A 14,517-nucleotide genomic window follows, 5' to 3' on the forward strand; every position below is an offset into this window, starting at 1 on the left:
GTCACCTCCCCACCTCCGAAGACGACCCAGATCCACCGGCCGCGACCGGCCCGGCCACCTCGGCGCCCAGGGCCGAACCACCCGGATCTGCCATCTCCGCCTTACGCCGCCGCGACGGCAGCAGCCCCTCCGGCCGCAGCGCCATCATCAGCACCAGCGCCCCACCGAAGATCAGGATCCGGTACTCGGCGAACCCTCGGAACCGCTCCGGCAACCAGGCAATGAGGAACGCCCCCAGGATCACCCCGGGCAGGTTGCCCGAACCGCCCAGCAGCACCGCCGCCAGGATCGTCGCCGACAGGATGAACGGGAAGTTGGTCGGCGCGATGAAGATGACCTTGCCGGCCCACATCACCCCGGCCAGCCCGCCGATCAACGCCCCGATGGCGAACGCCAGCAGCTTGAACCGGAACGTGGGCACGCCCATCAGCTCGGCCGCGTCCTCATCCTCCCGGATCGCCGTCCACGCCCGCCCCACCCGGCTGCGTTCCAGTCGTACCGAGAAGATGATCACCAGCACGATCGCCGCCAGCACCAGGTAGTAGTACGGCAGCGGGTCCAGCAGGAACTCGGTGCCGAACATCGCCGGCGGGTGCGGGATCGGGGTCAGACCCCGGGCGCCGCCGATCTCCTCGGTGTTCACCGCGGTGATCCGCACGATCTCCCCGAAGCCCAGCGTCACGATCGCCAGATAGTCACCGCGCAACCGCAGCGTCGGGGCACCCAGGATCACCCCGGACACCGACGCCAGGACCATGCCCAGCACCACCGTCGGCCAGAACGACCAGCCGTGCTTCACCCCCAGGTAGGCCAGCGTGTACGCGCCGATCGCGAAGAACGCCACGTACCCCAGGTCGAGCAGGCCCGCGTGACCGACCACGATGTTGAGCCCCATGGCCAGCAGGATGAACGTGCTGATCGGGTGGAACAGCAGGGTCGGCCAGTCCGAGTGCGGCGACATGATCGCGCCGATGAACGGGCTGGGCGCGATGATCGCCACACCCAGGGCCAGCGCATAACCGATCCAGCGCTGCCACGGCGGCGCGCCGGCCCACCAGTCACGGACCGCGTCGAAGTATCCGCCGGCGATCGAGCCGAGGCGGCTGAGCGGGTTCCCAGTGGCGTTCATGCGCGCGCCTGCTGCAGCGACTCGCCCAGGATGCCGGTTGGCCGGAACAACAACACAACTACCAGGATCACGAAAGCGATGACGTCCTTCCACTGGGTGCCGAAGAAAATCGCCCCCCAGTTCTCCACCAGGCCCAGCGCGATGCCGCCGACCAGCGCCCCTCGGATGTTGCCGATGCCGCCGAGCACCGCGGCGGTGAACGCCTTGATGCCCAGCACGAACCCGATGTTGTAGCGGATGTTCTCGAACTCCATGGCGTACAGCACCCCGGCCACGCCGGCCATCGCGCCGCCGAGCAGGAAGGTCAGCCGCACGATGGTGTTGATGTTGACACCCATCAGCACGGCCGCCTCAGGATCCTGCGCGGTCGCCCGGATGCCCCGGCCGATCCGGGTACGCGCGACCAGCTGGTCCAGCGCGACCATCATCACCACCGCCGCGACGATGATCACGAGATGGTCGGTCTTCACCTCGGCGCCGAACACGGTGAACACCGTGTTCCGGTCCACCAGCCGGGGCACCGCCGCATCGATCCGCCCCTGCCGCTCGAACACCTCGGGTATGACCACCAGGGCGAACAGCTCCTGCAGGAACAGCGAAGCGCCGATCGCCGAGATCAGCGCCGCCAGCCGCGGCGCGTTGCGCTTGCGCAACGGCCGGTAGGCGACGAACTCCAACGCCACCGCCGCGCCGCCCGAAGCGGCCATCGCCACCACGAACAGCAACACCATCATGCCCAACAGGGCCAACCCGGTGAGCGGCCCCGGCAGACTGACCAGGCTCAACACGAACAACGCCGCGAACGAGCCGATCATGAATATCTCGGAGTGCGCGAAATTGATCAGCCGCAGCACGCCGTACACCATCGTGTAGCCCAGCGCCACCAGCGCATAGATCGAGCCCACGACCAGGCCGCCGACCGTGCTCGGCCCGAACTGCAGAACAAAGTCGTTGAACAATGCCCCGTTGCCCCCTCAATAGCACCGGACACAACCACAATCGCGCCGGACGCCAGCCGCATTACCAGCCGCCGCCCGGCGCGACCGGGGTCGTTCAGCCGATCTTCGCCTGCTTGGCATTGCCCAGCGGCTCAATCTTTCCGTTCTTCACCTGGTAGACGAAGATGTCGGTGGTCGCCACGTTGCCGTTCGGCGCGAACTTGATCTGCTTCCCGGTCCCGGCGAAGTCCACCGTGGACAGGAAGGTGTTGATCGCCTCCGGCGTGGTGTGGCCAGCCTGCACGGCCTTGATGAACGCCGTCGCGGCATCGTAGGCCTCGGTCGAGTACACGGCGGGCTCCGCGTTGTACTTCGCCTTGTAGGCGTCGTAGAACTTCTTCGCCGCACCGGTGGAGTCGGCCGCCGGGATGGCGCACGGGCAGCCGATGACCGCGCCTTCGGCGGCCTGGTTGCCCGCACCCCGGATCAGCCCGGCGTCCAGGCCACCGTCACCGGTGGCGAAGGTGGCGGTGATCCCCGCGTCCCGGATCTGCTTGAGCAGCCGGCCACCCTGCGCGTAGTAACCCCCGAAGAAGATCACCTGCGGGTTGCTGGCCTTGATCTTGGCCACCGAGGAGGAGAAGTCCGAGGCGCTCTGCGCGAACTGGTCCTTGTCCACGGTGACGCCCTTACCGGACAGCTGCTTGGCGACCGCTCCGCCCAGCCCGGTGCTGTACTCCGAGTCATCGTTGATCACGAACGCCTTCTGCGGGCTCTTTGCCGCGATCAGGAAGTCCGCGATGCCCGGGCCCTGCAGGTCGTCCGCCGCGAGCGTGCGGTGGAAGTACTTGAGGCCCATGTTGGCCAGACCCGGGTTGGTCGCCGAAGCGGAGATCATCGGGATCTTGGCCTGGTCGAAGAACGGGTTGGCGGCCTTGGACTCACCGGAGAACCCGGGGCCGATCAGGCCGACGATCTTGTCCTGCTGGGCCGCCTTGGGCGCCAACCCCTGCGCCTGCTCGGGCGTGCCCTGGCTGTCGTAGTCGACCAGCTCGATCTTCTTGGGTGGGTTGGTGGCGTTGAACTCGTCGAACGCCAGCTGTGCCGCCTTGTGCGGAGGATCCATCAGGCCGGCGTTCTCTCCGGTGAGATCGCCGAGGAAGCCGATCTTCACCGTGTCGGAGGACGCCTCCGCGCCCCCGCCGCCTGTTCCCCCTCCGCCGCATGCCGACAGCACCAACGCACCGGCGAGCGCACCCGCCAGCGCGATGACCGTCCGCTTCCGACTCATCCTGAACCTCCTGTGACTGCGCGAGCCGAGTCCAGCAACGGGCCCCCGAGCACCGTGCAATAGCACTCACCCATTCGTGAGCGTGTGGGGAACCTATTGGACTCACGCGTTCCGCGTCATCACATACGTGACGCTCTTTACCAGAACGCAACGCGCGCACCGCCGTGTATCACGGCGTGCAAGCACGCTATTACAATCCGGCTCGCGGCGGAAGGGTCCAGGTCAGCCGGTCAAGATTCGATCAAGATGGCTGGTCGAGGCCGTTGATGACCGCTTCCGCGACCGCCCGCATGGTGCTCCGGCGGTCCATCGCGGTGCGCTGGATCCAGCGGAACGCCTCGGGCTCGGTCATCGCGTTGTTGGTCATCAGCAGACCCTTGGCCCGATCGACCACCTTGCGGGTCTCCAACCGCTCGGTGAGCGTGGCGACCTCGCCCTCCAGCGCCTGCATCTCGGCGAACCGGCTGACCGACAGCTCGATGGCCGGCACCAGCTCGTGCCGGGCGAACGGCTTCACCAGGTAGGCCATCGCACCCGCGTCGCGCGCCTGCTCGATCAGCTCGCGCTGGCTGAACGCGGTCAGCATGACCACTGGAGCGATGCGCTCCTCGACAATGGTCGCGGCCGCCGAGATGCCGTCCACCTTCGGCATCTTGATGTCCAGGATGGCCAAACTGGGGCGCAGCTCGCGGGCCAGCTGGACGGCGGACTCGCCGTCGGTCGCCTCGGCGACGACCTCGTACCCCTCCTCGCGCAGCATTTCGGCCAGGTCGAGGCGGATCAGCGCCTCATCCTCGGCGATGAGCACGCGGTGCGCGACCGGCGGCGCACTGTCGGCCTGGGGTTGCCGGGTCTCGGCAGCCTTAGTCACGAGGTTCTCACTCTCCTGTAGCGGGTCGGGCCCTAGCGACCAAGGCTACCGGGATAGGGTGTTCACATGATGTGATCCTGGCCGTCGTTAACGACAGCGTCACACCTCGCCCCCGTAGCCCAATCGGCAGAGGCAGCGGACTCAAAATCCGTCCAGTGTCCGTTCGAGTCGGACCGGGGGCACCAGCATCTACCAGGCAAAACAACCGAATCAAGATCGAGCTAAACGATCTCTGTCCATCCACCTGTCCACCCGTACAGTGGGGGAATGGCCAGAGTCGATAGTGCGCGCCGTCGTAAAGGCGCGATTCGCCAGCGCGGGGAGTCGCTGCAAGTTCGGTACTTCGCCGGCTACGACCCGGTGACGAGCAAGAAGATTTACCTCACCGCCACCATCCCCGGCACTGACCAGAAGGCCTGGGACAAGGCAGACGACAAGATCGCGGAGTTCCGTACCCAGGTCACCAAGCAGCAGGCGACCGAATCCTCAGTCCCGCTCAGCCGCGCACTCGATGAGTGGCTGCGCACCAGCGAGATCGAGGACAGCACCCGCAAGACGTACGAGGGCTACATCACCCGGACGATCAAGCCGGCACTCGGCATGGTGGCGGTGAAGAAGCTGGACGCGCGGGCGCTCGAAAGCCTGTACACCGAGCTGCGGCGCTGTCGCGTGCGTTGCGACGGGAAGCCGTTCATCGAGAAGCACAGCACTGACGCTGACCATGATTGCGTCAAGGCCAAGTGCCAGCCACACGTCTGCAAGCCGATGGCCAGCTCGACAGTCCGGCAAATGCACTCGATCATCAGCGGCACGATGGCTGCAGCCCAGCGCTGGGGATGGGTGCAGAGCAATCCAGCGACGATCGCCAAGCGCCCCCGGCAAAAGCCACCGGATCCAGATCCACCCTCCTCAGCTGAGGCCGTTGTGCTCGTCACTGAAGCGTTCCGCATGGATCCGGACTGGGGCACTCTCGTCTGGCTGGTCATGACCACGGGCATCCGGCGCGGCGAGCTCTGTGGACTTCGCTTCTCCCGGCTTGACCTGGACGGGGAGGTAATTGATCTACGTCGCAACTGGGTTGGCGGCAAGGAGAAAGACACCAAGACCCACCAATCCCGCCGGATCGCCCTGGACGGCGAGACCGTGGCGCTGCTGCGCAAGCACCGCAAGCGCGTTGCCAAGCGCGTGCGCTCGCTCGGCCAGACGTTCGACGACAACCGCTTCGTCTTCAGCGGGACCCGGACGCTCGATCACCTCCAGCCGTACTCGCCCAACGCGGTGACACAGCGGTATAAGGACATGGCAACCCGCCTCAAGATCGACACCCACCTGCACGCACTGCGGCACTACTCGGCAACCGAGCTTCTGACCTCGGGCGTCGATCTCCGGACGGTCTCTGGTCGGCTTGGCCACGGTGGCGGCGGCACTACGACCCTCCGGGTCTATGCGGCCTGGGTGCCTGCCTCCGACCGCAAGGCTGCCGAGGTGCTCGCTTCGCGCATGCCCAAGCTGCCGAAAGCATCCCGGAAGTAACTGCACCGAAGCAGGTTGGTCATCACAGCCCGATTCCATGCTCCCTCGTAACCCGTTTGCCTTGCGAGGGAGAACGCACCATGGCACGGTCCGACCGGAAGCGTCGCAAGAGCGGGGACCTCGTCCTGCGGGTTCCGTCTGCAGTACCTGAGCTCACGCCGGAAGCCTCTCGAGCGCTCCTTGCGCTCTTGCTCGAGATCTCGAAGGAGCAACGGCGGAACAAGCCTCCTGAGAAGGCGTAATCACCCGTCAAGCGCAAGCACGGCGGCGGCACAGTCGGGGTGATAGGCGTCGATACTCTCGTCCGCACAGCCAAGCTGCCGAAGGCCTCACGCAAGTAACTGCGCTGAAGCAGGTTGGTCATCCCGGTCAACTTCCATACGCCCTTGGAGCCACGCACGTGGTTCACGAAGGAGCGTCTAATGGCAAAGCCAAAGCGCAGTCGTCGGGGGAACGAGCTCATCGTTCGCGTACCGTCCGAGCCGTTCCCGCTCACACCAGAAGTCTGCCGCCAACTCCTTGCGATCATCAATGAGCTCTACGAGGAGCAGCAACGTACGAAGCCGTCCGAGGCCGAGTAGCTACGTCTCCGCGCACAGCATGCTCTGGACAATGGCGAGGGAGCCGCGATCACGCCAGCGTGCCCAGTGCCAGTACACGGTGGGCCAGGGCGGGAACGAGTCCGGCAACAACCGCCACGAGCAGCCGGTCCGCTCCACGTACAAGATCGCGTTGAGAATCTCCCGGCGCGCGTGCTTCTCCCGCCGGCCACCCGTCGATGGCGCCGGTAAGACTGATTCGATCAAGGTCCACTGCGCGTCGCTCAGATCAGTCGGATAGTGCGCATGAGCCTTCCTGCTGCGGACGCATCGAGCTTTCTTGCGCGTCGCCGTCTGTACAGGAGCACCGCCAGGGCAGTCATCCACGACGATGACATTAGTCGCGTGGCGCAGGCCCCATGTACCCACACCCTGAGCACTCGTCCGAATGGTAATGCGAAATCGCTCAGATCGAAATGCGGCACGCCTCAAAGCCGGCGCGGGGCAGAGGAATGGTCGACTCACTGCGTGAGCCTTGCATTTCTGACGCCCTGAGCTTGACATGGCCATCCCTCCCGATCAAGGGCACCTCGTGATCTTTTGGCCCTTCGGGACGCTGACGCTCCAAAACATCACCAGGAACCACCCTTGACCGCGAGCCTCTATGACCATGCGCGGCGCACAGCGCGGTGACGGGGACAGCACCCGCCACCCGCCAACCGGGCGTCAGGAACATAAGGGAGCATGCGTCATGGGATGTCAGTGCTGCGGCAATTCAAGCGACAAGCCCGCCAACGCCAAGACGTTCTACACCGTGGCCGAGACTGCGAGGCTGCTCCGGGTCGATCCCGCGACGATTTATCGCGCGATTCGTGAGGATGTCTTTCCGTCTATCCGCGTGCGTTCCCGCTACATCGTGCCAGCAGTGGCGATTGAGGAGATGGCCGCCCAGGCTGCTGAAACTGGTTGCTGCGTGGATGTCGCAGCGATCGCTGCCGAACGGCGGCTCGCTCGGGACGTTGCGAGAATTTTCAACAAGGACGACTCATAATTGCGGGCGCTGCCTGGGCTGTTTGCCGAGGTGCACCATCACGCATGCGGCGACCTCAGTTGGAGAGTGCCCGGGTAATGCCGCCTCGCATGGCCGCATCTTTGAGACCGGTGACCCCACGCTGCTCGTGTGACGCATTCTCTATGTGCGCACACCCGTGGCATCGGCGCGACCTTCGATAATTCATCAACTGTTAACCTCATCGATCCTTTTACGTAGTCAACGTTACTGCCAATTCTCGATCAACATAACGAATCCATTGCAAGCGACAGGCGGCCACTATCGCGCCGTCCGCGACGTATCCTAGAACCGGAATTCAATTCAACGTTGACACCCATCCGAGCAACGTGTACAATGTCGACGGCCCATAAGTGATGTGGGTCACAGAAAAATGAAACGACCAGAACGCGAACCATCGGAATCCCGCAAGACACCTGACAACCAGGGGGGTGGCGAGTCGATGACTCCAGGTGATGTCTTCAGAAGGTCTCTTGCCGCAAGCGAAGCGTCCGGCGCTAAACTCCACCCTACCCGCGATGTTGCGCCGAACTCTTGGAAAACACCTGCCTCTGAAAGAACCATCTTAAAGCTCACAGGTCCGTATTCAACTCCCCTGCCCGAAGCAGCGGGAAAAGAAGAAGTACCACGCAAGTAAGGCAGATCTGCGGAGCTTTCGCTATTTGCCGAGTGATGCGTACGAATTATACAGCCCAACTATCACTTTCCTGGCTGCTTCTCTCACTGAGCCTGTAAGAATAGCAAAGTCTGCGGCACACATAGTCGAGAGCGCTGATGGCTGATACGCCTTTGCAACGTTAATATCCGTTGCATGGGCATTCTCGATAATCTCCCTAGCCACTACTCGATAATTTGACACCAGAGTTGCGGCGCCGATGCAAACAGGATAACTCGTCGCATTTGCATCGAAGTCAATCTCCGCCATGTGGATCGGCACGGACTGCAGTGTGCCCCACATTTGCGTCTTCTTTCCACGTTCCGCACCGTCTATGAGTCGCGCGTTGCCGAAATATACAGCCTCCGCCGCCGCAATAGGCGAATTAGGTGCAATAGGAACGCTATGTTGAAGAGTTACAGATGATCGATGAATGTACGCTGACGTGCCGGCAAGCGAGATTTGGAAGGAGCCGGGACTTCGTGGGTCACTCCCCAAATCGCGAACCCACAGATACAAAGCAAACTCTTCTTCGTCGAGATGCGCTTTTGTCATCCCCATTTGCGAGTACTCCAAGCGACAATTCGCCCTGAGGTCGTTGATGAGGGCCATCGGACCTCCAACCATTGCCTCCGCGAGTGCCTCGCTGACTTCGCGTCCTTTATCTCCACCCGCAGGGACGTTTCCGTTGGTCATACCCAATGCTAGGTGAACCTTTTCGAGAATCCGCCAGAACCGACGGCCGTATCGCAGATCACTCGTATCTTTCGAGTACTGCGTAGTCGGATCAGCTGCTATCGAGAGTTCCTCGATGCACTGCGCCACCTGCCCGAATGATTTAAGAATAACAGTTTGCACGCCAAAATGCCTATACCGTGAATCTGCTTGCGCGCTACAATAGGCAAGCGCCAGTGCGCCTCGCCGTGCTCTACTGAGGTCAGGTTCCGGTGCATCGGGAACCATCAGCGTGAAGGCCTTTCCTGTCCTTACCGCGTGAAGGGGGCCCGAAAGGTTTGGATCTGTGAGGCTCATGCCGACAAACAGCACTACACTCTCACGGAGCGCTTTTTGTATCTCGAGACGAACGGCGGCGCCATGCTCCAGATACTGGGACTCGCCCAGAACGATCGGCCCAATGGCGGGTTCGCCTCCAGGCGGGACGTACCCATGCAGGTGCAATACCTCAATCTTTTGCATTGGGTCGGTGCCCCACCACTTCCTCGCTTGCTTCAATCCTCGAGCCTCAACCACCACCTCTGGCATTCGTTTCTCTAGCGCATCTTCTAATTTGTTGTCATAGTTCGTCGTCATGATGCGTACTCGGCTCTGAACAACCTGGACAAAACTTGCAAGCGAGTCAGCGAGGACTCCCGGAGCAAGATTCGCCTCCTGTCCGGCATACAATCCATCGCGAACAAAGCTATCCCACGCCAGGTTGCGATCCTTCCTGAGTGCAAAGATATAGTCTGCTTTGCGAGGAGGGTCGATTCGGTCAATCACTACCATTTCCTGCATGTCTTTATCGTCTAGGACCCTAACTAGCCGCTGCAGCAGTTCCTCCCAGCTCGGCAATCCAGAGTCTTTGCTCACGCCTGCGCCGCAGATGATTGTGATCTTCTGGTCCGGAGTGGACACGGCCTCTACAAGATCTCGCAATGATGGTTGCCGCGTTAGCGAGAGCGCAGGGTGGTCAAGCGATTCGATAGTGCGTACCGGCTCTTTAACAGGCATTGCGAATCTCTTTCGCGGCACTAGCAAACTTTGCTATCGTCAACCTGCTGGTGCGAGCGAGAGTCGTCCCCTCCGCCGCAATAATCAAGAGGCGTCACACTTCGACGCCGCATCGTTACAGCATGTGCGCTAAAACGATACTGATTTTCTTCATGCCCGCCTGCGAAAGATTTTTCGCAGGCGTTAAATATCCAGAGGCCTGTCGAGCCGAGCACGGCAGAAGGCGTCTATTGAACCCGATAGAAACCAGCGTTAGGCTGATCACTCCTAGCGACACCAGATACCAGCCTACGCCTGCATTCCAGCTGCAGTGACTAGCAACTCGGGATCTCCTGTGCACCTAAATCGAACCCTCCGCCACATCAAGGCAGACTTCCTTCACCTTCGCAACATCGAGGCCTACGCCGCCGCCGCAGTCGCCGCAGTGCTTGCGCCGCTGGCAATCATTGGCGATCTTGTTCCTGTTAACGTCCAGTGGGCCGCGCTCCTGGCTGGTGTCGCTGTGATCGTCTATCGTTCAGCGGTCCCACTAGGTTCACCGTCCCAGTTTGATGAGCTCGCAGGTGACCGCGACAGCTTCCACGGCTTGCCCCTGAGAGAGCGATGGCACAACGCCCGCGAGGTCTGGATCTTCGCACCGTCTGCAGTCAATCTGCTCAATAGCCAGCACTGCGACATCCTTAGGCGCGAGGTACTGAGCCACGCGGACTCCGTTGTCCGGGTCATCGTGCTCGACCCGACAAACCCAGCAGCGATCGAGCTCGCGGCGCACCAGCTGGATGACTCGCTTGACTATCCGATGCAGGAGTTCGCCGAGAGCCTACGTACGTCCGTCCGGCAACTCGGCCTCATGAGCAAATGGCAGGTGGCCGGTAGCTTCGAGTACGGCTTCATCGACTACAACCCTGGCTTCAGTCTCGTGGTGACCGATGCAAGCCGACGGAGCGCATCGCTGGTCGTCGAGTTCCACGCGTTCCATAACGAGACAACCCACTCACGAATGCACCTGGAGTTAACGCCCAACACAAGCGAGCGTTGGTTTCCGTACTGGGTCAGCCAGTTCGACCACATTTGGGAGCGTGCGCGTAAACCAGAGACCGCAGATTCCCCCTTTGCAGAGGGTATGAGAGACCAATCAAGCGACTCAACCACAGGTGGTGACTGATGTGCCAAGACCAGGCGTACTCAACACTATCAAGAGGCTAGCGATGCGACCTCATTCGCTGGACGACGCAGGTGTGCGAAATCTGCTTGCGCGGCAAATCGTCAGATTCAGTTTCCTGGGCATCCTTGTAGCGTCCGTTGTCGCACTCTTTGTAGCAAAAGACAAAGAGGAAGTTGCGCGTCTTATCCTCGCTTCGCTCGTACCCCTCTTTGGCACCTGGGTTGGGACCGTGCTGGCGTTCTACTACGCGAAGGATAGTTTGCAGACCGCAACAGATAGCACGATACGACTCGTGGGTAAGTCTGACCCTTTGAGCCCAACCAGTACCGTGATGATACCCCGGAGCGATATTGAGGGAAAAAAGCTGGCGGCTGGAGATGATCCCAACACGCTCCACCTCACCGATATCCGGTCTGATATGGAAGCTGCGAGACGCCAGCGATGGCCGATATTCAACGCTGATGATGAAGTTACCTATGTCGTGCACAAATCAACGCTTGATGCATACTTTGCCGCGCACCCCTCAGAATCGGCCCCACCTACCGTCGCGAGCCTGTTGGCCATGCCGAGTCTGGCATCGTTGATTTCAGCGATCGGCTTCGTGAAGCCGACAGATACGGTCAGTCTCGCGCGCACAGTAATGCGCTCAGTTCCCTACTGTAACGATGTCTTCATTACTGCCTCAGGCGAGAAGAACGGCCCTGTGCTCGGCTGGTTAACGAACACCATGCTTGCGAACATCGCATCGTAATGCGGAGTCAGCCTCACAATGACGCACGGTTCTGCACATACTCATGGTGCGGGATCGCTAGATCCCAGACTCGATCGCGCACGTTGCGGCAGCGCCTGATGATCGTTGGGTCGGTGGTTGCGGCACCCCCGGCGAACTGGCCGCTCGGCTCAAATACGGTGAACACCACCAGCGCGTCATCCAAGAGCCAGTAGTCATCTGCTGTGAGTTCGTCTGGCCTGATGCAGTGTCGTGGGAGCCAGCGGATCTCCTCCCCCGCCGCGATGTTGTGCGGCGCGACCGTTAGACCCCAACGGGTGTAGTCGCCGTGCGGCACCGTGACGACCCGGGCTCGCCTGATCTGCTTTCCACTGCCCGTCGTCTCCCGGATGAGTTGCAACCACGGCTGATGCCAGGCGAAGTCGTCGGGATCGCCGTTCAGGAACAGCTGGAACGGACCGGCCTCGTCCGGCGTGTGATAGCTGTCCTGCACTTCGAGGTGGAAAGCGTCGGCTGCGAAGTTGTGAAAGAGCTCGTCGAACGCCCGGCCCTGGAGTAGTTCCATCTCGTCCAACCTTCCTTGCCTTGGTGCGCCCTTCGCATTCGTTCGTCTCGTGCCTGCGGCGTTCGTCGTTCCCCTCAGTTTGTCCACATGGCGGGATCATGTGTGGCAACAGGCCTCCGTATTGAGATCGACTGACACCATGGGGACAACGCCAACCTGAAGGAGACTCACCTGATGTCCGAGCGGCACCTGACCGTCCGCACCCGTGATGGGCTCAAGCTCGCCGGCACGCTCCTAACTCCGGATGCTGCCGCAGAGCGGGCGGTTATCCTCGTCCACGGCGGCGGTGTGACCCGGGAAGAGGGCGGCTTCTTCGCTCGGCTTGCTCTCGGGTTGCAGGCCGCTGGTGTTGCCTCCTTGCGCTTTGACCTTCGTGGCCATGGAGAGAGTCCAGGACGGCAGGAAGACCTCACGCTTGCCGGCATCCTGTCGGACATCACCGCAGCCCTCGGGGTCATCCAGGCCGAGACGAACGTCCCCAAGGTCTCGCTCCTTGGCGCAAGCTTCAGCGGCGGCATCTGTGGCTTCTACGCCGCAGAGCATCCGGGGACGCTCGCAAGCCTTGTGCTCATCAATCCATTGCTCAACTACAAGAAGCGCTTTATCGATGACAAGCCGTACTGGCATAACGAAGTAATCGATGAGGAGGCAGGGGAGAAACTTGCCGCCAATGGGTTCATCCCGCACTCACCAACATTCAAGCTTGGACGGCCGCTGCTGAACGAGGTATTCTTTCTGCGACCTGATCGAGCGCTCCCCCAGATCGTCACGCCCACCCTCCTAATCCATGGCAGCCGGGACACCTTCATCTCGATCGAGTCGTCGCGAGCGGCGAGTACCCAGTTCGGTGGCGAAACCAAGCTGATCGAGATAGACGGAGCACAGCACGGAATCGCAGTCCATGACGACCCGACGTACGCTGACCCGCAGACGCAGAAATGGCAGGCATTCGCCATTGAGTCGATTGCCGGTTGGGTGACAAGTCACTGACTGCCCAGCGCGCCAGCGAGTTCCCGCACTGCCGGGCGGTGACGCCATGGCGCCAGCAGACCACACACTCGGACCAGTTCTTGTGTGGTGCGTCTGGAACTCGTCTCGCGCGCCACTTTCAGCGCTGTTGTCGCCGTATTGGTCGCGTCATCAGGTGCACCGGCAAGTGCCAAGGCACCGGCCTGCAACGAGAGAAAATAGCCACGATCGCGGTACGAGAAGGGCTGCTTGTCGAGGCACGACGCATAGACTTCGACAGCACGGGTCGGCTGCCCGCCTTCGCAGTAGCAGATAGCACTCTGCATTGTCAGGAGCTCGAGCGTGTAGTGGCTACCAAGCTTCTCGGGATGGCGCTGGGTCGAGTCCGCACTTGCCAGCAGTTCATGTGCCTCGTCGAGCTTGCGCTCAACGCTGCCGTGCGTCTCGCCGGTCATCGCCAGACCTCGGGCCTCTTGCTGCGATGCTTCGGCTGCGACCAGCGGCGGTAGTGTCCACGGCCCATGTTGCGCAGCTTGGGCCAGCGTCAGCATGCGTAGTGCGTCCCGGTCATCCCAGGCCGATTGACTCTTTTTCAGCAGGATGTATCCCTGCATTGCCCAATCGCCAGCTTCGAGCGCCCATTCAGCTGCGCGGTCTCGCCAGTACAGTGCAAGGTCTGGCCGGTAGGCATCTCGGTAGAGCCAGCCTGCAAACTCGGCGCCACGGGCACCAACTCGTAGGAGCTCTCGACGGACTGCCGGCTTAACCTCGCGTGCGTGCTGTTCGACCACGCTGACGACTCCAAGAACTGCCGGCAATGTTGAAGTCGGTCCTTTGGCGCCATCAGCCGTCATGTGCGCTTCGAGTTGCCGATGGAAGGAGTCAACAACAGAGCTGTCCAGGTACCGCCGAGCATCGTCCAGGGCAAGCCGGAAGTGATCCCGTTCCACCGGGATTGCCTCGTCATCGGAAATCTCAACCAACGGCCGGCTCGGTACATCAGTCGCAAGAAGGGACGACAATTCGTTTCGATTGATGCCAAGCAAACGGGCAAGCTTCGGCCTGAGCCACACTGACGGCTCGGTCGCGCCGCCCTCCCACCGGCCAACGGTGGAGCGATCAATACCGAGTCGGTACGCGAGCTCCTCTTGCGTGAGCCCTGCGTTTCGCCGCGCACGGCTGAGTCGCACCCGCTTCTGGGGCATGAAGCCTCTCTACCTCACCTGGAGAAACCGCCGAGAAGACAAAGTGTAGCGAACGAGCGTGATCGACTCCGCAGAAAGCGCAGGTCAGACGCGGTAGAACCTTCATCTGCGCTGGTAGCAGCCCTGG

Annotated in this window: 12 protein-coding genes, 1 tRNA gene and 1 pseudogene; 6 read left to right on the plus strand and 8 right to left on the minus strand. The window is 61.8% G+C overall.

What is annotated here, in order from left to right; genetic code table 11:
* Window position 1: 1 nt before the first annotated feature.
* The 4 genes from ABEB12_RS12790 to ABEB12_RS12805 form a co-directional block, all read right to left on the minus strand.
* Window positions 2–1,129: an ABC transporter permease subunit gene (locus tag ABEB12_RS12790; protein WP_185061627.1), complete on the minus strand. Its 1,128-nt coding sequence runs from the start codon at window positions 1,127–1,129 to the stop codon at window positions 2–4.
* A complete protein-coding gene (locus ABEB12_RS12795) occupies window positions 1,126–2,088 on the minus strand; it encodes an ABC transporter permease subunit (RefSeq protein WP_185061626.1) in 963 nt (320 codons plus the stop codon). The genes ABEB12_RS12790 and ABEB12_RS12795 overlap by 4 nt, the downstream gene beginning before the upstream one ends.
* A 94-nt stretch (window positions 2,089–2,182) precedes the next feature.
* Window positions 2,183–3,358, minus strand: coding sequence for an ABC transporter substrate-binding protein (locus ABEB12_RS12800; protein WP_185061625.1), 1,176 nt, complete (start codon window positions 3,356–3,358; stop codon window positions 2,183–2,185).
* Window positions 3,359–3,599: 241 nt separating this feature from the next.
* Complete coding sequence (locus tag ABEB12_RS12805; protein ID WP_185061624.1) at window positions 3,600–4,229, minus strand: response regulator; 630 nt, start codon at window positions 4,227–4,229, stop codon at window positions 3,600–3,602.
* A gap of 108 nt (window positions 4,230–4,337) precedes the next feature.
* Here ABEB12_RS12805 and ABEB12_RS12810 point away from each other — a divergent pair.
* A tRNA-Leu gene (locus ABEB12_RS12810) sits at window positions 4,338–4,414 on the plus strand.
* Between the two features lie 82 nt (window positions 4,415–4,496).
* Window positions 4,497–5,762: a tyrosine-type recombinase/integrase gene (locus ABEB12_RS12815; RefSeq protein ID WP_185061623.1), complete on the plus strand. Its 1,266-nt coding sequence runs from the start codon at window positions 4,497–4,499 to the stop codon at window positions 5,760–5,762.
* A 596-nt stretch (window positions 5,763–6,358) separates the two neighbouring features.
* On the opposite strand, the pseudogene ABEB12_RS12820 reads toward ABEB12_RS12815, so the two are convergent.
* Window positions 6,359–6,601 (minus strand): annotated as a pseudogene (locus tag ABEB12_RS12820) (transposase); the annotation flags it as partial.
* Between the two features lie 364 nt (window positions 6,602–6,965).
* Between ABEB12_RS12820 and ABEB12_RS12825 the strand changes: the two are divergent.
* Window positions 6,966–7,352, plus strand: a complete 387-nt coding sequence (locus tag ABEB12_RS12825) for a helix-turn-helix domain-containing protein (protein ID WP_345702772.1) — start codon at window positions 6,966–6,968, stop codon at window positions 7,350–7,352.
* Between the two features lie 676 nt (window positions 7,353–8,028).
* Here ABEB12_RS12825 and ABEB12_RS12830 read toward each other — a convergent pair.
* Window positions 8,029–9,660 (minus strand): SIR2 family protein, encoded by a 1,632-nt coding sequence (locus tag ABEB12_RS12830; RefSeq protein WP_185061621.1) that lies wholly within the window; start codon window positions 9,658–9,660, stop codon window positions 8,029–8,031.
* Between the two features lie 406 nt (window positions 9,661–10,066).
* Here ABEB12_RS12830 and ABEB12_RS12835 point away from each other — a divergent pair, with 406 nt between their 5' ends.
* Window positions 10,067–10,921 (plus strand): hypothetical protein, encoded by an 855-nt coding sequence (locus ABEB12_RS12835; RefSeq protein ID WP_185061620.1) that lies wholly within the window; start codon window positions 10,067–10,069, stop codon window positions 10,919–10,921.
* Window positions 10,914–11,672 carry a hypothetical protein gene (locus tag ABEB12_RS12840; RefSeq protein WP_185061619.1) on the plus strand — a complete coding sequence of 253 codons (759 nt, stop codon included), beginning with the start codon at window positions 10,914–10,916 and terminating at the stop codon, window positions 11,670–11,672. The genes ABEB12_RS12835 and ABEB12_RS12840 overlap by 8 nt, the downstream gene beginning before the upstream one ends.
* Before the next feature lie 13 nt (window positions 11,673–11,685).
* On the opposite strand, the gene ABEB12_RS12845 is transcribed toward ABEB12_RS12840, so the two are convergent.
* The gene (locus ABEB12_RS12845; RefSeq protein ID WP_185061618.1) at window positions 11,686–12,216 is read right to left on the minus strand and encodes a DUF6879 family protein; all 531 of its coding nucleotides are present in this window, start codon (window positions 12,214–12,216) and stop codon (window positions 11,686–11,688) included.
* 174 nt (window positions 12,217–12,390) lie between these two features.
* On the opposite strand from ABEB12_RS12845, the gene ABEB12_RS12850 reads away from it, so the two are divergent.
* Window positions 12,391–13,206, plus strand: a complete 816-nt coding sequence (locus ABEB12_RS12850; protein WP_185061617.1) for an alpha/beta fold hydrolase — start codon at window positions 12,391–12,393, stop codon at window positions 13,204–13,206.
* On the opposite strand, the gene ABEB12_RS12855 is transcribed toward ABEB12_RS12850, so the two are convergent.
* Window positions 13,200–14,390: a helix-turn-helix domain-containing protein gene (locus ABEB12_RS12855; RefSeq protein WP_185061616.1), complete on the minus strand. Its 1,191-nt coding sequence runs from the start codon at window positions 14,388–14,390 to the stop codon at window positions 13,200–13,202. The genes ABEB12_RS12850 and ABEB12_RS12855 overlap by 7 nt on opposite strands.
* Between the last annotated feature and the right edge of the window lie 127 nt (window positions 14,391–14,517).

The sequence above is a fragment of the Actinospineispora eucalypti genome, assembly GCF_039543365.1.
Taxonomy (GTDB): Bacteria; Actinomycetota; Actinomycetes; order Mycobacteriales; family Pseudonocardiaceae; genus Pseudonocardia; species Pseudonocardia eucalypti.